Below are 25,005 nucleotides of genomic sequence, written 5' to 3'. Positions count from 1 at the left end.
AGATAGTGCCTGACGAGCCGCTGGCTCTTCAGGCCAGGGTAAAAGACGCGATCATATCCAACTGCCAGAAACGAGCGCGTACCGCCACATCAGAGAAGACACCGCTCTGCCGCTGGATCATCATTCGAGCGCACAGGCTGCACTGCTCCGACGTCAGCGCGGACATGCGCGCCAAGCCTTCGGCCAAAGCCCCGGCATCGCCCAGCGGAAAGAGAACACCGACACCCTCGACCACCTCCTTACCACCACCGCAATTGCTGACAATGAGCGGCACGCCGGCGACCATCGCCTCCAGCAGCACCATGCCGAACGGCTCGTGGTCGGAAGTCAGGGCGAATACGTCGAAGGCCTTGAAATAGCGCCGCCCCCGAGGCACCTGGCCGAGAAAGCGCACCTGCTCGGCGACGCCCAACTCCGCAGCCAGCGCCTTCAGCGATGACTCCAGGCGACCCGAGCCCATGATCGTCAGCAGGCTGCCTGGCGGCAGTTGCGGCAGCGCCTGGGCGAAGCCGCGAATCAGGGTAGCCTGGTCCTTGTCCGGATGCAGGCGACCGACGTTGCCGACCACCCAGGCATCCTGCGGCAGGCCGAGGAACTTGCGCGCAGCCTCGCGGGACACCTGTTCGGCCTGTACCGCGGCGACATCGATGCGGTTGTACAGGGTCTCGATGCGCTCTGGCTCCCAGCCCGGCAGATGACTACGCATCTCGTCGCGCACGGCATTGGAAACGCCCAGCAGCAGCAGGCGGGAGCGGAAGCGGTTGATGAACCAGCGGCGCATGCGCCGCTGGTAGACGCCGAAGGCATGGTGCACGCCGATCACCGGCAGGCGGGTGGCCAACAGGGCGATGTAGATCGGCTTGAAGCGGTGGGCAATGCAGACACGGAAGTCGCGACCGGCAACGATCTCGCGCAGCCGACGCATGGCACCGAGCTTGAGCCCGCGCACGTCCTTGCTGTCGTAGCCAAGAAAGATCACTTCATCGGAGGCCGAACCACGCTCGACCTCCTCACTGGGCTGACCAGTCAGGTAGACAGTGCACACCCGATACGGCGTGTTCTTGAACAGCACCGCGTACTGGCGAGCGCAATCCAGAAAGGGGCCGTCATAGCCGTGGCAGAACTGCAGCACCCACGGCTCATCAGGGGATCTTGCCTTAGATGGCGTCATGCCAAGTCATCCCGTCCTTGATCACCAGAATATCTTCCATGATCAGATACTGCAGATCCGACCCATAGAACATGTTCAGCGCATCGGTCGGCGAGCAGATCATCGGTTCGCCGCGGCGGTTGAGCGAGGTGTTCAGGGACACGCCGTTGCCGGTGAGTTTTTCCAGCTCGACCATCAGGTCATACCAGCGCGGGTTGTGCTGGCGCTCGAGCACCTGGGCGCGGGAGGTGCCGTCCTCGTGGACGACTTCGCCGACACGCTCCTTCCAGCCTTCATTGACCTCGAAGGTGAAGGTCATGAAGGGGCTGGGATGGTCGACCTTGAGCATCTGCGGCGCGACGGTATCGAGCATCGAGGGGCAGAAGGGTCTCCAGCGCTCGCGGAACTTGATCTGCTCGTTGATGCGGTCGGCCACGCCCGGCACGCTGGGGCAGCCGATGATGGAGCGGCCGCCGAGGGCGCGCGGACCGAACTCCATACGCCCTTGGAACCAGGCTACCGGGTTGCCATCGACCATGATTTTGGCGATGCGCTCGGGGACGTCGTCGATCTTCTGCCACACCGGCTTGTTGGGGTGGCGGGCGCAGGCAGCAATGACGTCCTCGTTGCTGTAGGAGGGACCGAGGTAGACGTGTTCCATCTTTTCCACCGGCACGCCGCGCTGGTGGGAGACGTAGGCGGCGGCACCCACCGCGGTACCGGCGTCGCCGGAAGCGGGCTGAACGAACAGCTCCTTCACTTCGGGGCGGGCAATGATCTTCTGGTTCAGCTTGACGTTCAGCGCGCAGCCGCCGGCGAAAGCGATCTTGCCGGTTTCGCGGATGATGTCGCCCAGGTAGTAGTCCATCATCTCCAGCGCCAGCTTCTCGAACAGCGCCTGCATGCTGGCGGCGTAGTGGATGTAAGGATCGTCAGCGATGTCGCCTTCGCGCTTGGGACCGAGCCAGTCGATCAGCTTGGGCGAGAAGTAGTAGCCCTTGCCGTTTTCCTTGTAGCGACGGAAACCGATAACGTTGGCGTAATCGGTGTTGATGATCAGCTCGCCGTTCTCAAATTTCGCCAAGCGAGAGAAATCGTACTTGGCCGCGTCGCCGTAGGGCGCCATGCCCATGACTTTGAATTCGCCATCGAGCATCTCGAAGCCGAGGTATTCGGTGATCGCTCCGTACAGACCGCCCAGCGAGTCCGGATCGTAGAATTCCTTGATCTTGTGGATCCTGCCGTTCTCGCCCCAGCCGAAGAACGTGGTGGCGTACTCACCCTTGCCGTCGATGCCCATGATCGCGGTCTTCTCGGTGAAGCCGGAGCAGTGGTAGGCACTGGAGGCGTGGGCCAGGTGATGCTCGACCGGCTGCAGCTTGACCTTTTTCAGATCGAAGCCAAGCTGCTGCAGGCACCATTGGATGCGTTTCTTGTAGCGATAATAGCGACGGTTGCCCATGAGAATGGCGTCGAGCGCGCGGTCCGGCGCGTACCAGTAGCGCTTGGCATAGTGCCAACGGGCTTTCTCGAAAATGCTGATGGGGGCGAAGGGAATCGCCACCACGTCGACGTCGCTCGGCTTGATGCCGGCCTGCTCCAGGCAGAACTTGGCGGACTCGTAAGGCATACGGTTCTTGGCATGCTTGTCACGCACGAAGCGCTCCTCCTCGGCAGCAGCGATGAGCTTGCCGTCGATGTAGAGGGCAGCGGAAGGATCATGGCTGAGGGCGCCGGAAAGGCCGAGAATCGTCAATGCCACGGGTGAAAGCCTCTTGAAAGCGAGCTGAACGCCTGAAGCCGGAGGCTTGAAGCAACAGCGGATGTTTAGTTCAGCTCCGCAGAGCGTGTTCTTCCAGCTTCAAGCATCGGGCTCCAAGCTGTCCTTCGGTATTCGTTCGGCCAGTAGCCGATGCAGCGCCGAGTCGGCCGGCCAGTTGCGCAAAAAACGTGCGCGATCACGCGTATAGGCGCGACTGAAGCCCGCCTCGCTGCCGTGCTGCTGCGCAGCATCCAGATCGATCAGCGTCCAGCACCCCTGATCCCAGAGCAGGTTGGTGCCCTTAAGATCACCGTGGCTGATGCGCTCACGACGTAGCGCAGCGAACAACTGATCGAGTGCCAGCAACTCGGATTCGGGCGGCGAACCGGCGAGGTATGGCTGAAAACGCGCAATTATATCCTCGCCGCCGCTGTATTCGGTAATCAGATAGCTGCGTTGGCGCAGGCCCAGCCAACGGCGCTCCAGCATGGCCAGCGGTCGTGGCGTGGCGATGCCGAGAAAACTCAGGCGATTTCCCTCGACCCAGCTGTGCCAGGCACGGCTGGGCCGCCAGCAGCGACGCAGCCAGTGGCCCAGGCCCTTTATGTTGTAGCGCTTGATGACCAGCGGCCGGCCGGCTGTCTCGATCAGCGCCACGCTGGCACTGCCGCCCCGCTTCATTGCACGTCCCGACTCGAGCGCCATATCCGGCGCGTCCAGCAGACTCTCCAGTACAGTCGCCTCGCTGCGACGAACGATGCGTAGCTCGCTCAGGCTGCGCCTTGCGCTGAACAGCGAGCAGTCGCGGCCAAGCTTGCCGAGATAGTCGCGCAGTCGCCAGCGACGTACGCCTGCGATCTCCCGCAGCAGAGCCTCCAACGGCAGGGCATGCTCGCCGTTGACCAAGATGTAGTGCACCAGCAGTTCTTCGATGTACGGCTCCAGACCAGCCGGCAGCTGCGCGAAGAACACGCCGAGGTTGGCCAGTACCTTATCGCGTGCCAGCGGCTGGCCCGGAGTCTGCGCCTGAATGCCGCCGCCATCGATGATGAAGAGATGGCCGTCATGCCGCAGCAGATTGTCCAGGTGCAGATCGTCCTGCCACAGGCCGCGCGCGTGTAGTTGCGCGATGGCGCCCAGTGCTTCCCCCAGCACCATCTGTTGGAGATCGGACAACGGCGGTTCGTGCTCCACTGCCCGCCAGGCCTGCTCCAGACTTTCGGCGCCGACGAGGAAGTCGAAGAGCAGCCAGCCACCCTGCCCGGCCTCGAAGCCCTCAGCGAGCAACGCCGGGGTGCTCATGCCCTGCTCGGCCAATAAGCGAGCACCCTGGCGCTCGCGCTGAAAATGGCGCTCGGCCTTAGCGCCGACCAGCAGCTTGGCCAGCACAGTACGCCCCTGCCATTCGGCCCGACCTACATATCGCTGCCCCGGCAGTACACGCAGCCACTGCAGCATGCTTAGTTCGCCGATGGGCAGCAAGAGCGTCAGCGGCAGCGCCGGCGTACGCCCAGCACGGGAGAGTTCCGTCAGTATCATATGCCTGCCATCCTGCACTGCTGGCGGCCGGCGATCGCCTCCCGCGCGGCGTCGATAGCCGCATCGCTCCGATACCGCTGGATATTGCGAAACTCGAAAGCAAAGGTCGGCTCGCCGAACGGATAGCGCAGGCTGTGGATCAGGTAGTTGCTCTGTCGCTTCAGGTAATAGGCCGTATCGCCCAACTCCAGGCGAAACACGCTACTCCAGCCGCCGCGACCGGTATTGGGCATATCGACCGATTCGAGCTGCACGGCCCAGAGTGCATCGAAGCTGGCCAGGCCGTGCGCCTCGAGCAGGGGCCGATCAGCGACAGAAAAAAACTCGTTCATTCGCGCCCCTCGAAATACTCCAGCACCTGCGCGATCAACGCTCGATCAGCCGGTATCAGCCGCCCACGCCGCTGGTACTGCAGGTAGAAGCGCAGGCGCTGGGTGCGACTCAAATGGTACTTGGCCACCTTGTCCAGGCAGGCCAGATCCTTGATGATGCGCCGCCGCAGGAAAGGCCCCCACCAGAAGTTGCCCGAGGGGCAGTCAATCAGGAACAGCTCGCCGTCCTCATTGATCAGCAGGTTGCGCCATTTCAGGTCGTTGTGGGCGAAATGATGGTCATGCAGGGTGCGGGTGGCATGCGCCAGTTGGCGACTGATGCGCGCGACCCAGTGTCGATCGCCAAGACGCGGGTCGTTGTTCGTCGCCATTGCCGCCATGTCGACGGTATTGGGCACCTCCAGCGTGATCAGCGCCCCACGCAGGAATGCACCTCCACGGCGCTCCATGCCCCAGGCCACGACTGGCGCGACGGGAATACCCCAGCGCGCAAAGTGCCGCAGGTTCTGCCATTCGGCCTTGACCCGCGGACGCCCGAAAAAGCGCCGCAAACCTTTGCCAGCCGCCCAATAACGTTTGACGTAATAGCGCAAGCCGCCGCACTCGACGCGAATCACCTCGGATAACGGATCGCGGGCAATCGCCTCGCCGGTCAGCGCGAACACCGTCGGCAGATCGGCGAACGCCGAGGCTGCCTCGACGGGCATGCCGGATGCGAGCTGCCAGCCACTCACGCCTGTGCGCCCGGTGCGTACTTGCGCGCATAGCGACTGGATAGCCGCTCGGCCTTGCGCTGCAGCCAGGCGAGCAGACGCGCCTCGTCGTGCAGGATGTCGCGCAAGGGCCGCTGAAAATAGCCGCGCAGAAAGCGCAGCCTATCGCCGCGCGTCAGGCCGATGCCCAGCGCCGAGAAGTACAGCCCGGCCAGATCCTTGTCGCGCCAGCGGCGCGGTGTCTGCGCTCGGGTCTGGGCGCGGTGCAGGTCGATCAGCGACAGGCGGAAATTACTCGCTGTAACGGGCTGGTCGGTGTGCAGCAGAAAGTGACAGATATAGAAGTCCCGATGATTCACACCGGCGCGGTGCATGGTGCCAGCCATGCGCGCCACCTCGGCAATCAGCGCACGCTTGAGGGTCGGCGCCGGCGGCTGCTCGCGCCAGTTCGCCGAGAAATCCTCGAGACTGACTGTCGGCGCCAGCTCCTCGGTGACGATGAACGAATGTTGACTGGCTGGATTAACGCCGCGCTCGCCGTAGGCCACGGCGGTCATGGTCGGTACGCCGACTTCGTGCAGACGCTGAATCGCCCGCCATTCCTGGCCGGCGCCGAGCACCGGGGCCTTGGCGGTGAGCAGATTCTTGACGATCTCGCCCCAGCCGATACCGCGGTGAATCTTGACGAAGTAGCCGCGCCCATCGACCTCGGTACGCAGCGTGCGGCGGCCTTCCAGCTCGCGGTAGACCTGGCCTTCGAGGCGCTCGACCTCGGCGAAGGCATCCTTGCCCCGCCACAGGCTCTTGAAGGGTTCGGCGAGGATCAGTTGCATGGCAGCCCCTCCGCCAGAGTGGGCACGGTGTAGCCTTGCCCACCACTGACGCACTGCAGCAGCGCCGACGAATAAGCACTGCGCGTGTTATCCAGCCTGCGGGACAGGCAGCAAGGCCGAATCATTTGCCCTCCGCGAGAATCACGTCGGCCGCCTTCTGCGGCATGGAGTAGAGGTCCGCGGCCTCGGCATAAGCCAGTGCGTTGCGCCGCCAGCGGGCACGCTGCTCGTCATCGGCGAGCGTCTGCGCCAGCAACTGGTCGAGCGTCGCCTGCTCGAACGGACTGGGCACCACACAGCCGCAGGCGGCGTCCTCGATGTAGTGCGCGTAGCCACAGACATCGCTGACCAGCACAGGCAAGCCGGCAACCAGCGCTTCCAGCAGCACGGTGCCGGTGTTCTCGTTGTAAGCCGGGTGAATCAGCAGGTCGGCCCCGAGCAGGAAGCGCGGGATGTCGCTGCGCCCCTTGAGGAACTCGACCATACTGGAAACGCCCAGCGCCTTGGTCTGCAGCTTGAACGGCTTGGGATCATCCTGGCCGATCACCAGCAGCCGCGTGCGCTGCTTCAGTTCGCGCGGCAATGCGGCGAGCGCCTTGAGGCTGCGGTCGACGCCCTTGGTCTTGAAGCCGGAGCCGATCTGCACCAGCAACAGCTCGTCGGGGCGCAGCTCGAATTCTTCGCGGAACTCGGCGCGGATCGCTGCGGCATTGGCCGGCGCGCGGCGGTCCGCGGCGATGCCCGGTGGCAGCAGGTGAAAACGCTCGGCCGGGGTGGCGTAGTGCTTGACGAACAGTGGCTGCTGCACCTCGGAGATCATCAGGATCTCGGTCTTCGCTTGCGGGTCGAACACCGCGCGCTCGTACTCGGCGAAATGCTTGTAGCGCCCCCAACGCCGGTAGATCGGGTTGCGCAGGGTCTGCGCCTTGTCCTCGAAGCAGGGGTCGGCGGCGTAGTAGACGTCGAGCCCCGGCATCTTGTTGAAACCGATCACCCGATCCACCGGGCGGCGCGCCAGGTCGGCGTCGACCCACGCGGTGAAGCGCTCGTTGCGGGTGTGGTTGAACAACGCCTTGACCGGCGCGATCAGCACCTCGAAGCCGTCCGGCACTTCGCCTTCCCAGATCATCGCGTAGACGCGGATGGCATGGCCGCGGCGCTGGCATTCCAGGGCGATACGCATGAAATCGCGCTGCAGCCCGCCGAAGGGGAAGTACTTGTAGAGGATGAACGCCAGTTGCATCAGTCGGACTCCGTGGCCCGCAGCAGGGCATTCAATTCAGCGACGACGCGCTCGGGGCGCAGCTCGTCGAAACAGGGCCGGTGCCGGTCGCCGCTGCCGGCGTTCGGCCCGCTGGCGCACAAGTGCACCTGCGAGCGCCCGTAGGCGCCAACGCGCCCGGGCAGCGTCGGACCATAGAGTGAAATAGCCGGCACATCCAGCGCTGCCGCCAGATGACCGAGACCGGTATCTACCGCAACGCAGGCGCGCGCACCGGCGATCACCCGGGCAATACCCGCCAGATTCAGTTTCGGCAGCACCGCCGCGTTGCCGATGCCATCGGCGATGCGCTCGGCGCGGGCCTTCTCCTCGGCGTTGCCCCACGGCAGGCGGATCGCCCAGCCGAAATCGCTCATGCGTTCGGCCAGTTCGCGCCAGTAGGTTTCCGGCCAGTGCTTGCTCGGCCAAGTGGTGCCGTGCAGAAACAGCAGATACGGCTGATCGCTGGGAGCGGCCATCTGCTCGCGATTCAGGCCGTAGTCGGCAACATCCTGCGGCAGCGGGTAACCGAGCGCCTGAGCGAACAGCTGACGCACCCGCTCCAGCGCATGCTGCTCACGCGGCACGGCATAGCACCGATCATAGAAGCGTGTCGCCAGCGGCTCGCGGGCCGAATCGTGATCCAACCCTGCGACCGGCGCCTTGACGTAGCGGGTCAGCCAGGCGCTCTTGAGCAAGCCCTGGGCATCGATCACCAGGTCATAACGACTTTCGCGCAGGCGCGCCTTGAAGCGTCGCCACTCGCCGCTGCGCAGGGTATTGATCGGATGTTTGCGCCAGCGACGAATCGCCACCGGAATCACCTGCGCCACCGCTGGATGCCAGGCCGGGATTTCGGCGAAGCCCTCCTCCACGACCCAGTCGAACTGGATGCCAGGCAGCGCCCGCTGCGCATCGGTCAGCGCCGGCAGGGTATGCACGACATCGCCCAACGACGAGGTCTTGACCAGCAGGACCTTCAATCAGCGCACCTCGACCGACTGCGGGGCCAGACGATCCAGCGCCTCGATCACCGCGCGCGGCTTCAGCTCGCGCATGCAGTTGTTGTGGCCGAAGCGGCAGGTGCGTTCAAAACAGGGGCTGCAGTCGAGACCCAGCCGCACCACCTCGACCTGCTCGGAAAGCGGCGGGGTGAAGGCCGGTGACGTCGAGCCATAGACTGCAGCCAGAGGCCGGCCCAGCGCGGCGGAGACGTGCATCAGCCCGGAGTCGTTGGACACCACTGCGTCAGCGCAGGAGAGCAGATCGATGGCCTCGGCCAGGCTGGTCTCGCCGGCCAGGTTCACCGCCTCTTCGCGCAACCCAGGAATCAATCGCGCGAGGATTTCCTCGCCCACCGGGTGGTCGTTTTTCGAGCCGAACAGCCAGACCTGCCAACCCTCGCGAATCTTCAGCTCGGCGACTTTGGCGAAGTGCTCGGCCGGCCAGCGCTTGGATTCGCCGAACTCGGCGCCCGGACACAGCGCCAATACCGGACGATCCAGGCTCAGGACGAAACGTGCCAATGCCACATCGCGAGTCACGGGGTCGATACGCAGCGAAGGGTTCGGATACGGTCTGGGCAACTCGGCGCCCGGCTCGAACGCCAGCGCCATGAAGCGTTCGATCATCAGCGGATAGCGTTGTTTGTCGAGCTTGCGCATGTCGTTGAGCAGGCCGAAGCGCATTTCGCCGCGCCAGCCGGTGCGCTTGGGAATACCGGCGAAGAACGGCACCAGCGCCGACTTCAACGAATTGGGCAAGAGGATCGCCTGCTCATACTGACCACGCAGGCTCTGCGCCACCTTGCGCCGGGTCGCCATGTCGAGCACGCCGTGCCCGACCGGAAAGCTCAGCGCCTGGCGTACCTCGGGCATGCGCTCGAGAATCGGCCGGCTCCACTCGGGTGCCAGCACGTCGATCTGGCAGTCGGGATGGCGCTGTTTCAGGCAGGCGAACAACGTCTGCGCCATCACCATGTCGCCAACCCAGCTGGGTCCCACAATCAGAATATTCATAAGGGCAGCTTCAAGCCACGAGCCTCAAGCTGCAAGCGGCAAACCATCGGCCGCGTGCAGCTTGGCGCCTGCGCTTACTTGACCAGTGTCCGCCATTCGGCATGAGCAGCGGTCTTGCCGGAGACCAGATCGAAGTAGGCCTTCTGCAACTTTTCGGTCACTGGGCCACGACGACCGATGCCGATGGCGCGGCCATCGACTTCGCGAATCGGCGTCACCTCTGCGGCAGTTCCGGTGAAGAAGGCTTCGTCAGCGATATAGACCTCGTCGCGGGTGATGCGCTTCTCGACCACCTTCAGGCCGTGCTCGGCGGCCAGGGTCAGCACGGTGCCACGCGTGATGCCATTCAGGCAGGCGGTCACTTCCGGGGTGTAGATCGCGCCATCCTTGATGATGAAGATGTTCTCGCCCGAACCTTCGGCCACGTAGCCTTCAGGATCCAGCATCAACGCTTCGTCAGCGCCACCGGAAATGGCTTCCTGCAGGGCCAGCATCGAGTTGATGTAGGCACCGTTGGACTTGGCGCGGGTCATGGTGATGTTGACGTGGTGACGGGTGAAGGAGCTGGTGCGCACCTTGATGCCCAGTTCCAGCGCCTCGTCGCCCATGTAGGCGCCCCAATGCCATGCCGCGACGATCACGTGCACTTTCAGGCCGCTGGCGCGCAGGCCCATGCCTTCGCTTCCGTAGAACACCATCGGGCGGATGTAGGCGCTTTCCAGGTTGTTCTCGCGCACTGCGGCGCGGGTCGCTTCGTTGATCTCTTCCTTCGAGTACGGCATCGGCATGTTCATGATGTGTGCCGAATCGAACAGGCGGTCGGTGTGCGCCTGCAGGCGGAAGATCGCCGTGCCGTCCGGTGTGTTGTAGGCGCGTACGCCTTCGAATACGCCCATGCCGTAGTGCAGGGTATGGGTCAGCACATGGGTGGTCGCATCACGCCACTGCACCAGTTCGCCGTCATACCAGATGACGCCATCACGATCGGCCATCGACATCGTTGCCAGCTCCTCAGAATTCGAATTTGCCAGTAGCCCGACGAGGGGCTCAGCTTAGGCCCAACTCACGCCAGATACGCATGACAGCGCGGCGCTCGTCGTGGAATTGATCCCCACTCACCACTCCGGGCTGCTTCTGCAGTGATTGCCGGTGCGCTGCGGCGCGGTAGGCCTTGTAGGCATCCTGCAGCAGCCGAACCTCATCGCCGGTCATCAACCCGGCCTGCTCCAACCCATCGAGAATGCGGATGTTATCGGTATAGCGCAGCAGTTCGGGATGCTGGTGCGACCACGCCAAAGCCGCGTATTGCACCATAAATTCGATATCCACGATACCACCGGCGTCCTGCTTGAGATTGAACTCGGCTGCGCCGTCGAAGGCTTGCTCGGCAGTCCCCGCATGTGTCGCGCGGGTCCCGAGGTTGTCGCGCATCTTCGCGCGCATGTCGCTGACTTCGCGACGCAGCGCATCCAGATCACGTTCACGACCGAGCACACCGGCGCGCACCCGTTCGAAGTCGGCAGTCAGCTGCGGACAGCCAACCAGCACCCGCGCACGCACCAGCGCCTGGTGCTCCCAGGTCCAGGCTTCCTGGCCCTGGTAGCGCTCGAAGGCGCCGAGGGAGCTGACCAGCAGCCCGGAAGCGCCGGACGGACGCAGGCGCATGTCCACCTCGTACAGCTGGCCGGAGGTGGTCTGGGTAGTCAGCAGATGAATGATGCGCTGACCTAGACGGGTAAAGAACTGCGCGGTGTCGATGGGCTTGGCGCCATTGGTCTCGGCGGCAGGGTCGCCGTCATGGATGAACACCAAATCCAGGTCGGAACCGTGACCGAGCTCGATCCCGCCGACCTTGCCGTAACCGACGATGACGAAGGCCGGATCGCACAGCGTGCCGTCGCTGCGCTGCGGCTGACCATGACGCGCGACAGTGTGGCGCCAGGCCAGGGTCAGTACTTCCTGCAGAATGGCCTCCGCCAGCCAGGTCAGGTAGTCACTGACCTTCATCAACGGCAGCGTCCCGGCGATCTCCGAGGCTGCGACGCGCAGGCGATGCGCCAACTTGAAATGACGCAGCGCCTCCATCTGCTGCTCGAGGTCATCCTCGGGAATACGCATCAGCCGCTCGCGCAATTCTGCGGCCAGCTCCGGCGCCAGCGGCGGGCTATACAAACGACCGGCGTTGAGCAATTCGTCGAGCAGCAACGGGAACCGCGCGATCTGCTCGGCGACCCACGGGCTGGCCGCGCAGAGTTCGAGCAACCGCTGCAGCGCGCCGGGATTTTCGGTCAGCAATACGAGATAGGCCGAACGCCGGGCCACCGCCTCGACCAATGGCAGCACGCGCTCGAGCACCAGATCCGGGTCGTCCTGCTCGACAGCCTGTGCCAGCAAACGAGGAATGAAGGCATCCAGACGCTCGCGGCCGAGACGCTGCATGGTCCTGACCTGACTGGCATTACGCAGTGCGGCGAGGCGCTGACAGGCAACCTGGCCATCACGGAACCCGGCTTCGGACAGCTGTCGACAGGCGAACTCTTCGTCCCAGTCCTGCTCCCACAGCGGCAACCACTCGCCGCCGACCAGCGCCTCGCCTTCGGCATTCTCGTCCTCGTCCGGGTCGGCGATAACCTGGTGAAAATGCCAGTCGATACGCCCACGCCAGTGCAACAGCTGCTCGTGGAAGGCCTGCCAGCTGTCGAAACCGAGCATGAAGGCGACCCGCGCGCAGTCGACCTCAGTCTCCGGCAGCATCTGCGTCTGGCGATCAGCGATGGCCTGCAGCGCATGCTCGGTATAGCGCAGAAACTCATAGCCTTCGCGCAGCTCCTTCACCGCCGCACCCGGCAGATAGCCCTGACCTTCCAGGGTAGCCAGCACCTTGAGCAACGGCCGCTGCTGCAGGCTGAGATCGCGCCCGCCGTGAATCAGCTGAAACGCCTGGGCGATGAACTCCACCTCGCGGATGCCACCGGCACCCAGCTTGATATTCGAAGCCATGCCCTTGCGCCGCACTTCCTGCTGGATCAGCTGCTTCATGGTGCGCAGCGCTTCGATGGCGGAGAAATCAAGGTAGCGCCGATAGACGAACGGCCGCAGCATTTCCAGCAGCTCCTTGCCGGCCTGCTGGTCGCCACCGATGACACGCGCCTTGATCATCGCGTAGCGCTCCCAGTCACGCCCCTGGTCCTGGTAGTACTGTTCCAGCGCGTTGAAGCTGTAGACCAGCGGACCGGACGAACCGTACGGGCGTAGGCGCATATCGACGCGGAAGACGAAGCCATCGACGGTGATGGCGTCCAGCGACTTGATCAGCCGCTGACCGAGCCGGACGAAGAACTCCTGATTGTCCAGCGAGCGCTTGGCACCCACGGTTTCGCCCCCCTCGGGGTACCCGAAGATCAGGTCGATGTCCGAGGACAGATTCAGCTCATGGGCGCCCAGCTTGCCCATGCCAAGGATGACCATGTGTTGCGGGTTGCCGCTGCGACGCCCGGTGGGTACGCCGAACTGCTCGCAATGGCGTGTGTACAGCCAGTGATACGCCAGATCGACCGACGCATCGGCGAGATCGGAAAGGTCGCGACAGGTTTCGGCAAGGTCGGCCTGACGGGTCAGGTCGCGCCAGATGATCCGCACCTGCTGGCGGGTCCGGAAGCGGCGCAAGGTCAGCGCCAGGGCATCCTCGCTGTCGCACGCGGCGACCTGCTCGCTCAGTGCGTCACGCATCTCGGCCGGCGCGAGCGATCTGTCCAGCCAGCCCAGCTCGGCCAGCTGCAGCAGCATCTGCGGATCTCGACTAACCTGTTCGCTGACGAAGTCGCTCGCCGCACAGACCCGGCCGAACGCCTCGCGCTGCTCCACCAGCCAGGCGCGGCAACGTGCCGCAATGGCATCCGACAGGCTGCCGGCAGCAGCGAGGAACGACTCTTCGGCACGACTGACAAAAGGCAGAAGCGAGGGCGGCAATGCAACCAGCGATGGCAGACTCATTGAGGTTTCCTTCACAGCAACACAGTGAAACCGCGCGATTCAGAGCCTCGCAGATGCCTTTCTCAGGAAAATGCCAGCGCCGCTGATCTGTAGTTTTACTACTAAAGAGTATTTCAGGGGGCTGATCCCGACGTCATTTTGTAGTAAAACTACAGACGCCCGGTCCTACCCCCGGCACTCGTCCAAGAACATTACACGCACCGGCCCACAAAGCCGGTCGCGAACAGGCAACCGATTCTGGAAGCCTTTCCGCCATGGAGCAAGCCATGCAAGATCTCGATCCCGTCGAAACCCAGGAATGGCTGGACGCCCTCGAGTCCGTCCTCGACCGCGAGGGTGAAGACCGCGCTCACTACCTGATGACCCGGATGGGTGAACTGGCCACACGTAGCGGCACCCCCCTGCCCTACGGCATCACCACGCCGTACCGCAACACCATCCCCGTTACCCGTGAAGCCAAGATGCCTGGCGACCTGTTCATGGAGCGCCGCATTCGCTCCCTGGTCCGCTGGAACGCACTGGCGATGGTGATGCGCGCCAACCTCAAGGATCCGGATCTGGGTGGGCACATCTCCACCTTCGCTTCCAGCGCGACCCTCTACGACATCGGTTTCAACTATTTCTTCCAGGCCCCAACGGAAGAGCACGGCGGCGACCTGATCTACTATCAGGGGCATGCCTCCCCTGGCATTTACGCCCGCGCCTTTCTCGAAGGCCGCCTGAGCGAAGACCAGATGCTCAACTTCCGCCAGGAAGTGGACGGACAAGGCCTGTCGAGCTACCCGCACCCGCACCTGATGCCGGACTTCTGGCAGTTCCCGACCGTGTCCATGGGTCTCGGCCCGATCACTGCGATCTACCAGGCGCGCTTCATGAAGTACCTGGAGAACCGCGGCTTCATTCCGAAAGGCAAGCAACGCGTCTGGTGCTTCATCGGTGACGGCGAGTGCGACGAGCCGGAAACCCTCGGCGCCATTTCCCTGGCCGGTCGTGAAAATCTCGACAACCTGGTGTTCGTCATCAACTGCAACCTGCAGCGTCTGGACGGTCCGGTACGCGGCAACAGCAAGATCATCCAGGAGCTGGAAGGCGTATTCAAAGGCGCCAACTGGAACGTCAACAAGGTCGTCTGGGGCCGCCTGTGGGACCCACTGTTCGCCGCCGACGAAGACGGCCGCATGCAGCGCCGCATGGACGAAGCCATCGACGGCGAATACCAGAACTACAAGGCCAAAGACGGCGCCTATGTGCGCAAGCATTTCTTCGGTGCCGATCCCGAGCTGCTCAAGCGTGTCGAGAGCATGTCCGACGAGGAAGTCTGGAAGCTCAACCGCGGCGGCCACGATCCGTACAAGGTCTATGCGGCCTACCACCAGGCGGTCAACCACAAGGGCCAGCCGACAGTCATCCTGGCCAAGACCATCAAGGGTTACGGCACCGGTGCCGGTGAGGCGAAGAACATCGCCCACAACACCAAGAAAGTCGATATCGACAGCCTGAAGAAATTCCGCGACCGCTTCGACATCCCGGTCAACGATTCGCAGCTCGAAGAACTGCCGTTCTACCGCCCGGCCGAAGACAGCGCCGAGATGCGCTACCTGCGCAAGTGCCGCGAGAAACTCGGTGGCTCGCTGCCGCAGCGCCGTCCGAAGAGCTTCAGCATCCCGACGCCGCCATTGGACACCCTCAAAGCAGTGCTCGACGGTTCCGGTGATCGCGAGATCTCCACCACCATGGCGTTCGGTCGGATCCTGTCGCAGCTGGTGAAGGACAAGGATCTGGGCAAGCGCATCGTGCCGATCCTCGCCGACGAGGCGCGCACCTTCGGCATGGAAGGCATGTTCCGTCAGCTGGGTATCTATTCCCCGGTGGGGCAGCTTTACGAGCCGGTCGACCGTGATCAGGTGATGTACTACCGCGAAGAGAAGGACGGCCAGATCCTGCAGGAAGGCCTGAACGAAGCGGGTGCCTTCTCCTCGTTCATCGCGGCGGGTACCGCCTACAGCAACTACAACCAGCCGATGCTGCCGGTCTACATCTTCTATTCGATGTTTGGCTTCCAGCGGATCGGCGACCTGGCCTGGGCGGCCGGCGATGCCCAGACCCGTGGTTTCCTGCTCGGTGGCACCTCCGGACGCACCACCCTGAACGGCGAAGGCCTGCAGCACGAGGACGGGCATAGCCACATCCTCGCCAGCACCATCCCCAACTGCCGCAGCTATGACCCCACCTACGGCTATGAGCTGGCGGTAATCATGCATCACGGCATGCACGAAATGATGGAGCTGCAGAAGAGCGTCTACTACTACATCACCGTGATGAACGAGAACTACCAGCAGCCGGCCATGCCGCAGGGTGTCGAGGACGGCATCATCAAGGGCATGTACCTGCTCGAGGAAGCCAAGGGCGACTTCAAGCACCGTGTACAGCTGCTGGGCTCGGGCACCATCCTGCGTGAAGTGCGTGCTGCAGTGGACATCCTCGCCAAGATGGGTGTCGGCGCCGACGTCTGGAGCGTAACCAGCTTCAACGAGCTGCGTCGCGATGGCCTGGCGGTCGACCGCTGGAACCGTCTGCACCCGACAGAGGAGCCGCGCAAGAGCTATGTCGAGCAGTGTCTGGAAGGCCGCGAAGGCCCGGTAGTGGCCTCGACCGACTACATGAAGCTGTTCGCCGATCAGATTCGTCAGTGGGTTCCGTCGCGCGAATACCAGGTGCTCGGCACTGACGGCTTCGGCCGCAGCGACTCGCGCGCCAAGCTGCGTGACTTCTTCGAAGTCGACCGCCGCTGGGTTGCCGTCGCGGCACTGCAGGCACTCGCCGATCGCGGCGCCATCGAACGCACCGTGGTGGCCAATGCCATCACCGAGTTCGGTATCGACCCCGAGAAGCGCAATCCGCTGGATTGCTGATGCTGCGTGCGCACAGGAGAACCTATTGTGAGTGAAACCATACGCGTACCCGACATCGGCAGCGGTGAGGGTGAAGTAATCGAGTTGTTCGTCAAGGTCGGCGACCGTATCGAAGCGGACCAGAGCATCCTGACGCTGGAGTCCGACAAGGCCAGCATGGAAATCCCGGCACCCAAGGCTGGCGTCGTGAAGGCCTTGAAGGTCAAGCTCGGCGACCGCCTGAAAGAAGGTGACGAGCTACTTGAGCTGGAAAGCGAAGAAGGAACTGACAGCGAAGCGCCGGCGCAAGCCGCGGCCGAGCCTGCCGCTGCCAGCACTGGCGGCCCGACTGATGAAGCCGAAGCACCTACGCCTCCGAGCGATGAAAACCCCTCGGCCTCAGCCGAGGAAGGCGAGTCGCAGGAAATCAAGGTTCCGGACATCGGCTCCTCCGGCAAGGCCAGCGTGATCGAGATTTCAGTGAAGGCCGGCGATACCATCGCCGCCGAGCAACCGCTGATCACTCTCGAGTCCGACAAGGCCAGCATGGAGATCCCCTCTCCAGCCGCTGGCGTAGTCGAGAGCATTTCGGTCAAGGTGGGCGACGAAGTCGGTACCGGCGACCTGATCCTGATCCTCAAGGGTACCGCCTCGAGCAAGCCGGCAGCGGCCAGTGCTCCGGCCAGCCAGGCACAAGGCCCGGCCAAGGAGAAACTGACCGAGCAGGCCGCAGAAGCACCGGCCGAAACTGCAGGCGAGTCCGTGGAGGAGGTTCGTATTCCGGACATCGGTTCCAGCGGCAGCGCCAAGGTCATCGAAGTCATGATCAAGGCCGGCGACAGCGTCGAGGCAGACCAGTCGCTGATCACCTTGGAATCCGACAAGGCCAGCATGGAAATTCCGGCGCCCAAGGCGGGCGTGGTGGAGTCGCTGTCGATCAAGGTGGGTGACGATGCCAAGACTGGCGACCTGATCCTGACCCTCAAGGTCCAGGGCTCGGCGCCAGCGAAAAAGGCCGAGAGCAGGCCGCAGGAGGCCGTTTCCCAGCAGCAGGCCGTCGCACCGAACAAGCAGGGCGTACCGGAGGCAAAGGCCGCGGCGACGCCGGCTCCGGCCGTCAGCGGTCCGAGCAAGGCCGGCACCAAGGTTCACGCCGGGCCGGCGGTTCGCATGACCGCGCGCGAGTACGGCGTCGACCTGGCCGATGTTCCGGCCACCGGTCCCAAGGGTCGGATTCTCAAGGAGGATGTCCAGGCATACGTCAAAAACATGCTGCACAAGGCCAAGCAGGCTCCGGCCGAAGGTGCCTCGGGCGGTGCCGGCATTCCGCCGATCCCGGCCGTGGACTTCAGCAAGTTCGGCGAAGTCGAAGAGGTCGCGATGTCGCGCCTGATGCAGATCGGCGCAGCCAACCTGCACCGCAGCTGGCTGAACGTACCGCACGTGACCCAGTTCGAATCGGCCGACATCACCGAACTGGAGGCTTTCCGCGTCTCCCAGAAGGCTGCCGCCGAGAAGGCCGGCGTCAAGCTCACCGTGCTGCCGTTGTTGCTCAAGGCGTGTGCGCACCTGCTCAAGGAGCTGCCGGACTTCAACAGCTCGCTGGCGCCAAGCGGCAAGGCACTGATCCGCAAGAAGTACGTGCACATCGGCTTCGCCGTGGATACGCCGGATGGCCTGATGGTCCCGGTGATCAAGAACGTGGATCAGAAGAGTTTGCTGCAGTTGGCTGGCGAAGCGGCCGCGCTGGCAGAGAAAGCGCGCAGCAAGAAGCTCTCGCCTGACGCCATGCAGGGTGCCTGCTTCACCATTTCCAGCCTTGGCCACATTGGCGGCACCGGCTTCACGCCGATCGTCAACGCGCCGGAAGTGGCGATTCTCGGGGTATCCAAGGCGACGATGCAGCCAGTCTGGGACGGCAAGGCATTCGAGCCGCGCCTGATGTTGCCGCTCTCGCTGTCCTACGATCACCGTGTAATCAACGGGGCTGCTGCCGCACGCTTCACCAAACGGCTGTCGGAGCTGCTGGCGGATATCCGCACCCTGCTGCTGTAACGGCTGAGCCAAACGAAAAACGCCGCATCCTCTGAAGAAGATGCGGCGTTTTCTATTGTGCAGGGATCACGCGCACCAACTGCTGCGTCAACCCTTCTGCAGATTACGAATCAGAAAAGACAGTGCCTTGGCCAGCTCTTCGGCACCCTGGGGGTCGCGCAGAATGACCAGCAAGGGCAGGCCGTCGATGGGGCTGCTGATCGAACAACTGAACCCTTGCGCAGGACACTGATATTGCAGATAGGGATCAAGCCCGAATACCGACAGACTGCGGTTGCGCACGGCAACACCGCCGCTGCTGCTGCGGACTTCCTCGCGTATGCGCAACTCGCCAGGAGTGGCCACGCTCAGCTCGTAGAGAAAGTCCTGCGGATTGGCCTGACCAACCTGATAACCCGCTCGCAATGCGTAGGTATCGAGCAATCCGTTACTATGCGCAAGCAGCGCTTCGCGATCGCTGCTGGTGAGATAAAGCTTTTTCAATTCAGTGAGATAGCGTGCCGACTCATCCGAGCCGAACTCCACCACTTCACTCGCGATCAGAGGTGTTCCGATCACGCAGAGAACCGAGACCATCACTAACTTTGCAAGCCGACTTGTCAGTCCCTGTCGCATGATGCACCCTTGCCGAAATTAATATTATTTAGCCATCGTCCTTCGCTGGAACGGCGCCTGGAGCACAGGCCAGCCCGACTCCGTGGAGCATACTGGAAGCCAACCGCTCGATGAAAATACATACCGATGCCGCCAGCCGTCTGGCGACCGAGGTTGTGACGCAGTTGCCAGTGCCTTCACGGCTCGGCATGCTGCGTTTCGAGCGCTTGAACGAGTCCAGCTGGACACTGCTGTTTCTCGATCCCGCGTGCGAGCGTTATCTCGGTGTTTCCGCCGGCGACCTTTGCTCCCTGGTCGACGCCCCCTACGCCAGCCTGATGGAGCCCAGCGTCCGTCACCAGCTACACGAAGAGATTCAGCAACAGCTGACAGGCCGCAGCCACTATTCAGTCAGCTATCGACTGCACACGCCTGACGGCGTGCAGGACATCACTGAACTCGGCGAAGTTTGCCAGCAGTATGGTCGCGAGCTGCTCAGGGGCTATCTGATGCCCGGACGCCAGCCTGAATCGGATCAGGATCTCAGGGCGCAGAACGCCCGACTGCGCACGGCGCTGCAGCAACATCAGCAAGCCCAGGACGAACACATCGAGCACATGCTGCGTTCGCGCACCCAGCAGAGCCTGATCGTCAGGCTGGCTCGGCATCGCTACGGCTCCGCCAATCCGGAACTGGAAGCGGCACAGCTGATCACCCAGGCCGCCTGCGAAGTCTACGAGCTGAACCGCGCGACAATCTGGCATCTGGACGGCACGCGCCTGGAGCCAGTGTCGTGCTACCGACTCGACAGCGACCATTACGAAACGCCCTCAGCCCTGGAACTCGCACCCTTTCCCCGCTACTTGCAGGCGCTGCAGAGCGGTCGCGCCGTCGATGCGCAGGACGTGTCCCAGGATCACCGCACCTGCGAACTTGACCAGCTTATCTATCGCCCGCAGGGCGTTCGCTCGATCCTGGACGCCAGCATTCGAGTAGGTGGGGAGGTAATCGGCGTTCTCAGCCTGCAACACACAGGCAAACCGCGCGCATGGCAGGCCGACGAGATCGCCTTCGCCGGCGAACTGGCCGATCAGTATGCGCAGGTGCTGGCCAATCAGCAGCGGCTCAGCGCAACCCATATGCTCGGCCTGTTCCAGCGCGCCGTGGAACAGAGCGCCAGTGCCTTCATCCTGGTCGACCGAGAAGGCCGGGTGGAATATGTGAATCCGGCATTCACCGTCATCAGCCAGTTTTCCTCAGCCGAGGTACGCGGTCAGCGTCTGGCCGATCTGAAGGCTCTGGAAAACCTCGGCGAGCTGCTGTTCGACACCTCTTCGGTACTTGCCCACAGCAACAGCTGGCAGGGCGAGTTCCGCTCCCGACGCAAGAACCTCGAGCCGTACTGGGGTCAGCTTTCCATCTCCAAGGTCTTCAATGAAGAAGGCGCGCTGACCCACTACATCGGCATCTACGAGGACATCACCCGCAGCAAACTGGCGCATCAGCATATCGAGCGTCTGGCCTATACCGACAACCTGACCAACCTGGGCAATCGCCCGTACTTCATTCGCAGCATCGAGGAGCGTTTTGCCGCCGGGGCCGAGCCCAGGCTCTGCCTGTTGCTGGTGGACATCGACAACTTCAAGCGCATCAACGACAGCCTCGGCCACCAGACCGGCGACAAGCTGCTCACCAGCCTTGCCCGGCGACTGCGCAACGGACTCAGCCAGCAGGCCGTACTGGCACGCTTTGCCAGCAACGAGTTCGCCCTGCTGTTCGATGACAAGGGACTGGACGAAGGCGTCCGCCTGGCAGACCAGGTGCTGCGCATCCTCGATAAGCCGCTATTCGTCGACAAGCAGCTGATCAGCGTCAGCGGGTCCCTGGGGCTGGCGTGCTCGCCCCAGCACGGGCGTGACCCGGAAACGCTGATGAAGCATGCCGGGCAAGCGCTGCACAAGGCCAAGGCGAACGGCAAGAACCAGGTGCAGATATTCACCGAAGCCCTGCATGCCGAAGCCAACTACAAGCTGTTCGTCGAGAACAACCTGCGCCGTGCGCTGCTGCAGAACGAGTTGGAAGTGTTCTACCAGCCCAAGCTATGCCTGCATACCGGCCGGCTGCAGGGGCTGGAAGCGCTGCTGCGCTGGAACCATCCGGAAAAGGGCATGATCCGCCCGGATCAGTTCATCAGCGTCGCGGAAGAAACCGGGCTGATCATCCCGATCGGCAAGTGGGTCGCGCGGGAGGCGTGCCGGATGGGCGTCACCCTGTCAGCGCTAGGCCTTGGCACGCCCCAGATCGCAATCAACCTTTCACCCAAGCAGTTCTCGGATCCGGATCTGCTTGGCACGATCGCCGCAATTCTGCTCGAAGAGCAACTTCCCGCCGCGCAGCTGGAGCTGGAGCTGACAGAAAGCCTCCTGCTCGAAGCCACCGAGGAAACCCGACAGCAGCTGATCGGCCTCAAGGCGCTCGGCCTGACGCTGGCCATGGACGACTTCGGCACGGGGTATTCCTCGCTGAGCTACCTGAAGAAATTCCCCATCGACGTGATCAAGATCGATCGCAGCTTTATCAAGGACATCCCGGGCAACCAGGACGACGTGGAGATCACCTCGGCAGTGATCGCCATGGCCCGCAAGCTGCACCTGAAGGTCGTCGCTGAAGGAATCGAAACACCGGAGCAGCTGAAATTCCTGCGTCGTCATCGCTGTGATATCGGTCAGGGCTACCTGTTCGACAAGCCGATCCCCGGCAACATCCTGACCGAGGCTCTGCGCCGCTACCCCCGTTGGTGCTGAGCGCCAGCCGTTTGCGCAGAACTCTGCGACGCGTGGTAGCCGTGGCGCTTTCACTGGCTCCCGGGCTTTTGTAGCCTAGCTTGTCAGCCACCTTCCCCGCTCGAGGCTCGCATGTCGCTACGCTCGCAGATTCTGATCAACAAACAGGCACTGCCCACCGCCGAGCAGGCCTTGCCCGGCCGCTCGACACCCATACCGGTCCCCCCCGACCACTACGTCAACGGCAACCCGCTGCAGCCACCCTTTCCAGCAGGGCTTTGCCAGGCGGTGTTTGGCATGGGCTGCTTCTGGGGAGCGGAACGCCGGTTCTGGGAGCAGCCGGGAGTGTGGACAACGGCTGTCGGCTATGTCGGAGGCCTGACCCCGAACCCGACGTACGATGAAGTCTGTTCCGGGCTTACCGGGCATACGGAGGCGGTACTGGTGGTCTTCGATCCTCAGCAGATCGACTACGGCGCGCTGCTACGCGTTTTTTGGGAGGCGCACAACCCGACCCAGGGGATGCGGCAGGGTAATGATGTCGGCAGCCAGTACCGTTCGGCGATCTACTGCATGGATGCACAGCAGCGCCGCGAGGCAGAGGCAAGCCGTGAACGTTTCCAGCGGCAACTAAGCGCAGCGGGCTTTCCGGCCATCACCACCGAGATAGACGATGCACCGTCGTTCTACTACGCAGAGGCCTATCACCAGCAGTATCTGGCAAAGAATCCTGGGGGATATTGCGGGCTTGGTGGGACTGGTGTGTGCCTGCCGAATTGATGCCGAGGGAAGTCGGGCTAAGCCTAAGCGGTCGCAAGGCCGCCTGAATGGCTGACTGCTGGCATAAGAACTAAGCAGAAAAGAAAAACCCCGCCGAAGCGGGGCTCTGCAGACTGAATCCTGACATCCATGATCGCGCGCCATCCTGGCGCCGCTCCCTGTGTGGTCCGTTTTATTGATTTGCGCTTTCCATGCGCCACGTCCTTAAGCAGTAGATTACCGTCAGACCTTGTGAGCCTGTAGTAGCCATTGTGCATCACGCCTTGTAAGCCTTTTCCTACATCGCGTCATCCTTGATGCAATGCTGTAAGTCCAGGCTTACATGGTGCGGTTTTTATGACCTGAAGGGCGGCTTAATCGTTCCGCGTCATGGCCAAATAATTTCATATTGCCTTTAGATTAAGCCGCGGCTTCTCAGAATTGAGCAGCGTCGAGCAGGTACAGCGACTCGCTTCCGGCCTTGACCGAAGCACTCAGCGAATGAATTCGCGGCAACAGGCGAGCAAAGTAGAAACGCGCGGTTCCCAGCTTGCTCTGGTAGAAGTCGCCTTCATCCTGTTTGGCGAATGCCGTCGCCGCCATGCGTGCCCACATGTACGCATAAGCGGTGTAGCCGAACACGTGCAGGTACTCCACCGAGGCGGCGCCGATTTCGTTCGGATTCACCTTGGCCTGATCGATGACCCAGGCGGTCAGCTCATCCAGATTGTCCATGGCAGCCTTGAGGGGCTCGGTGAACTCCGCCAGCTCTGGAGCGGCATCAGCGATGAATGCACGAATTTCATCGACGAAGGCCTGATACATGGTGCCACCACTGCCGACGATCTTGCGCCCAACCAGGTCCAGCGCTTGAATGCCGTTGGTGCCCTCGTATATCTGGGTAATGCGGCAGTCACGCACCAGCTGCTCCTGGCCCCACTCGCGGATGAAGCCATGGCCGCCGAAAATCTGCTGGCCATGTACCGTGGTTTCCAGCCCCATGTCAGTGAGGAAGGCCTTGGCTACCGGTGTCAGCAGCGCCACCTGCGCCTCGGCTCGCAGCCGCGCCTCGTCGTCGTCACTGAACTTGGCGATATCGAGCTGCAGCGCGACATAACTGGAGAACGCGCGACCACCCTCGTTCAGCGCCTTCATGGTCAGCAGCATGCGGCGCACATCCGGATGCACGATGATCGGATCGGCTGCCTTGTCCTGCGCAATCGGCCCGGTCGGTGCGCGGCTCTGGATACGCTCGCGGGCATACTCGATGGCGCTCTGATAGGAGCGCTCGCCAGTCGACAGGCCCTGAATACCGACGCCCAGACGCTCGTAGTTCATCATGGTGAACATCGCTGCGAGGCCCTTGTTCGGCTCGCCGACCATCCAGCCGGTGGCACCGTCGAAGTTCATCACGCAGGTCGCCGAGGCCTGGATACCCATCTTGTGCTCGATGGAACCGCAGGACAGCGAGTTGCGCTCACCCAGGGTGCCGTCCTCGTTGACCATCACCTTCGGCACCAGGAACAACGAGATGCCGCGGGAGCCAGCTGGCGCATCCGGCAGCTTGGCCAGCACCAGGTGGATGATGTTCTCGGTCAGGTCATGCTCGCCGCCGGTGATGAATATCTTGGTGCCGCTGATCTTGTAGGAGCCGTCTGCCTGCGGCTCCGCCTTGGTGCGGATAATGCCGAGGTCGGTACCGGCATGAGGTTCGGTCAGACACATGGAGCCGGACCAGACACCGGCATACATGTTCGGCAGGTACTTCTGCTTGAGCTCCTCGCTGGCGTGGGCGTAGATCGACAGGCAGGCGCCGGACGTCAGCATCGGATAGAGGCCGAAGGCCAGACTGGCGGAGTTCATCATCTCCTCAACCTGAGCCGAGATGACCTTGGGCATGCCCATCCCGCCGAACGCTGGATCGCCACCGACGCCGACCCAGCCGCCTTCGGCGTATAGCTGATAAGCCTCGCGGTAGCCGGCGGGCGTAGAAACCGCCCCGGCGTCCCAGCGGCAGCCTTCTTCGTCACCGCTGCGGTTCAGCGGCGCGATGCTATTGGCGGTGATCTTGCCAGCTTCCTCGAGAATTGCATCGGCCGTCTCGGCATCGACCACCTCGGCCAGCGCTGGCAGCGACTGCCAGAGTTTCGGCGCGTCGAAGACTTCATTCAGGACAAAACGCATGTCGCGCAGCGGCGCTTGATAGTCGGCCATGGCAAGGTTCCTCGCAAGACACTGGGTTGCGGCCACTATGGACCGTTTCCAGCGAGTCTAACCGAATAACCAGGACAGGATTAAGCGTCTTTTTATGACCAGATAGTT

16 protein-coding genes and 1 pseudogene are annotated in these 25,005 nt (G+C 62.9%); 4 read left to right on the top strand and 13 right to left on the bottom strand.

Annotation, left to right across the window (positions count from 1 at the left end; translation table 11 throughout):
- Nucleotides 1-28: 28 nt before the first annotated feature.
- The 11 genes and pseudogenes from BM275_RS10345 to glnE all read right to left on the bottom strand — a co-directional run bounded on the left by BM275_RS10345 (nucleotide 29) and on the right by glnE (nucleotide 13,601).
- Entirely contained in the window at nucleotides 29-1,171 is a 1,143-nt protein-coding gene (locus BM275_RS10345) for a glycosyltransferase (RefSeq protein WP_036997385.1), read from the bottom strand.
- Nucleotides 1,158-2,912 (bottom strand): carbamoyltransferase family protein, encoded by a 1,755-nt coding sequence (locus BM275_RS10340; RefSeq protein ID WP_090521017.1) that lies wholly within the window; start codon nucleotides 2,910-2,912, stop codon nucleotides 1,158-1,160. Before BM275_RS10340 ends, BM275_RS10345 begins: the two co-directional genes overlap by 14 nt.
- A 99-nt stretch (nucleotides 2,913-3,011) precedes the next feature.
- Nucleotides 3,012-4,451 carry a lipopolysaccharide kinase InaA family protein gene (locus BM275_RS10335; protein WP_090521014.1) on the bottom strand — a complete coding sequence of 480 codons (1,440 nt, stop codon included), beginning with the start codon at nucleotides 4,449-4,451 and terminating at the stop codon, nucleotides 3,012-3,014.
- A 20-nt stretch (nucleotides 4,452-4,471) separates the two neighbouring features.
- Nucleotides 4,472-4,783 (bottom strand): annotated as a pseudogene (locus tag BM275_RS10330) (lipopolysaccharide kinase InaA family protein); the annotation flags it as partial.
- Nucleotides 4,780-5,490 (bottom strand): lipopolysaccharide kinase InaA family protein, encoded by a 711-nt coding sequence (locus BM275_RS10325; RefSeq protein ID WP_272891003.1) that lies wholly within the window; start codon nucleotides 5,488-5,490, stop codon nucleotides 4,780-4,782. The gene BM275_RS10325 and the pseudogene BM275_RS10330, both read right to left, overlap by 4 nt.
- Before the next feature lie 23 nt (nucleotides 5,491-5,513).
- Nucleotides 5,514-6,329, bottom strand: a complete 816-nt coding sequence (gene rfaP / locus BM275_RS10320) for a lipopolysaccharide core heptose(I) kinase RfaP (RefSeq protein WP_090521007.1) — start codon at nucleotides 6,327-6,329, stop codon at nucleotides 5,514-5,516.
- Nucleotides 6,330-6,450: 121 nt separating this feature from the next.
- Entirely contained in the window at nucleotides 6,451-7,572 is a 1,122-nt protein-coding gene (locus BM275_RS10315) for a glycosyltransferase family 4 protein (protein WP_090521005.1), read from the bottom strand.
- Nucleotides 7,572-8,573, bottom strand: coding sequence for a lipopolysaccharide heptosyltransferase I (gene waaC / locus BM275_RS10310; protein ID WP_090521004.1), 1,002 nt, complete (start codon nucleotides 8,571-8,573; stop codon nucleotides 7,572-7,574). The genes BM275_RS10315 and waaC overlap by 1 nt, the downstream gene beginning before the upstream one ends.
- Entirely contained in the window at nucleotides 8,574-9,608 is a 1,035-nt protein-coding gene (gene waaF, locus BM275_RS10305) for a lipopolysaccharide heptosyltransferase II (RefSeq protein ID WP_090521001.1), read from the bottom strand.
- Between the two features lie 74 nt (nucleotides 9,609-9,682).
- Nucleotides 9,683-10,606, bottom strand: a complete 924-nt coding sequence (gene ilvE, locus BM275_RS10300; protein ID WP_090520999.1) for a branched-chain-amino-acid transaminase — start codon at nucleotides 10,604-10,606, stop codon at nucleotides 9,683-9,685.
- Between the two features lie 49 nt (nucleotides 10,607-10,655).
- Nucleotides 10,656-13,601: a bifunctional [glutamate--ammonia ligase]-adenylyl-L-tyrosine phosphorylase/[glutamate--ammonia-ligase] adenylyltransferase gene (glnE, locus tag BM275_RS10295; RefSeq protein WP_044313855.1), complete on the bottom strand. Its 2,946-nt coding sequence runs from the start codon at nucleotides 13,599-13,601 to the stop codon at nucleotides 10,656-10,658.
- A gap of 266 nt (nucleotides 13,602-13,867) precedes the next feature.
- Here glnE and aceE point away from each other — a divergent pair, with 266 nt between their 5' ends.
- Together aceE and aceF are read left to right on the top strand one after the other, a co-directional pair.
- Nucleotides 13,868-16,513, top strand: a complete 2,646-nt coding sequence (aceE, locus tag BM275_RS10290; RefSeq protein ID WP_041016067.1) for a pyruvate dehydrogenase (acetyl-transferring), homodimeric type — start codon at nucleotides 13,868-13,870, stop codon at nucleotides 16,511-16,513.
- Between the two features lie 27 nt (nucleotides 16,514-16,540).
- Nucleotides 16,541-18,547, top strand: coding sequence for a dihydrolipoyllysine-residue acetyltransferase (gene aceF / locus BM275_RS10285; RefSeq protein WP_090520997.1), 2,007 nt, complete (start codon nucleotides 16,541-16,543; stop codon nucleotides 18,545-18,547).
- An 87-nt stretch (nucleotides 18,548-18,634) separates the two neighbouring features.
- On the opposite strand, the gene BM275_RS10280 is transcribed toward aceF, so the two are convergent.
- Complete coding sequence (locus BM275_RS10280) at nucleotides 18,635-19,123, bottom strand: hypothetical protein (protein ID WP_014818874.1); 489 nt, start codon at nucleotides 19,121-19,123, stop codon at nucleotides 18,635-18,637.
- A 149-nt stretch (nucleotides 19,124-19,272) separates the two neighbouring features.
- Between BM275_RS10280 and BM275_RS10275 the strand changes: the two genes are divergently transcribed.
- Both BM275_RS10275 and msrA read left to right on the top strand, forming a co-directional pair.
- Nucleotides 19,273-21,945, top strand: a complete 2,673-nt coding sequence (locus tag BM275_RS10275; RefSeq protein WP_041015857.1) for a bifunctional diguanylate cyclase/phosphodiesterase — start codon at nucleotides 19,273-19,275, stop codon at nucleotides 21,943-21,945.
- Nucleotides 21,946-22,056: 111 nt separating this feature from the next.
- The gene (gene msrA / locus BM275_RS10270) at nucleotides 22,057-22,704 is read left to right on the top strand and encodes a peptide-methionine (S)-S-oxide reductase MsrA (protein ID WP_090520995.1); all 648 of its coding nucleotides are present in this window, start codon (nucleotides 22,057-22,059) and stop codon (nucleotides 22,702-22,704) included.
- Between the two features lie 414 nt (nucleotides 22,705-23,118).
- On the opposite strand, the gene BM275_RS10265 is transcribed toward msrA, so the two are convergent.
- A complete protein-coding gene (locus BM275_RS10265) occupies nucleotides 23,119-24,897 on the bottom strand; it encodes an acyl-CoA dehydrogenase C-terminal domain-containing protein (RefSeq protein ID WP_090520993.1) in 1,779 nt (592 codons plus the stop codon).
- Between the last annotated feature and the right edge of the window lie 108 nt (nucleotides 24,898-25,005).

Source organism: Stutzerimonas kunmingensis, assembly GCF_900114065.1.
GTDB lineage: Bacteria > Pseudomonadota > Gammaproteobacteria > Pseudomonadales > Pseudomonadaceae > Stutzerimonas > Stutzerimonas kunmingensis.
The sequence above is the reverse complement of the archived record's forward strand: the minus strand, read 5'-3'. Positions and strand labels throughout refer to the sequence as shown.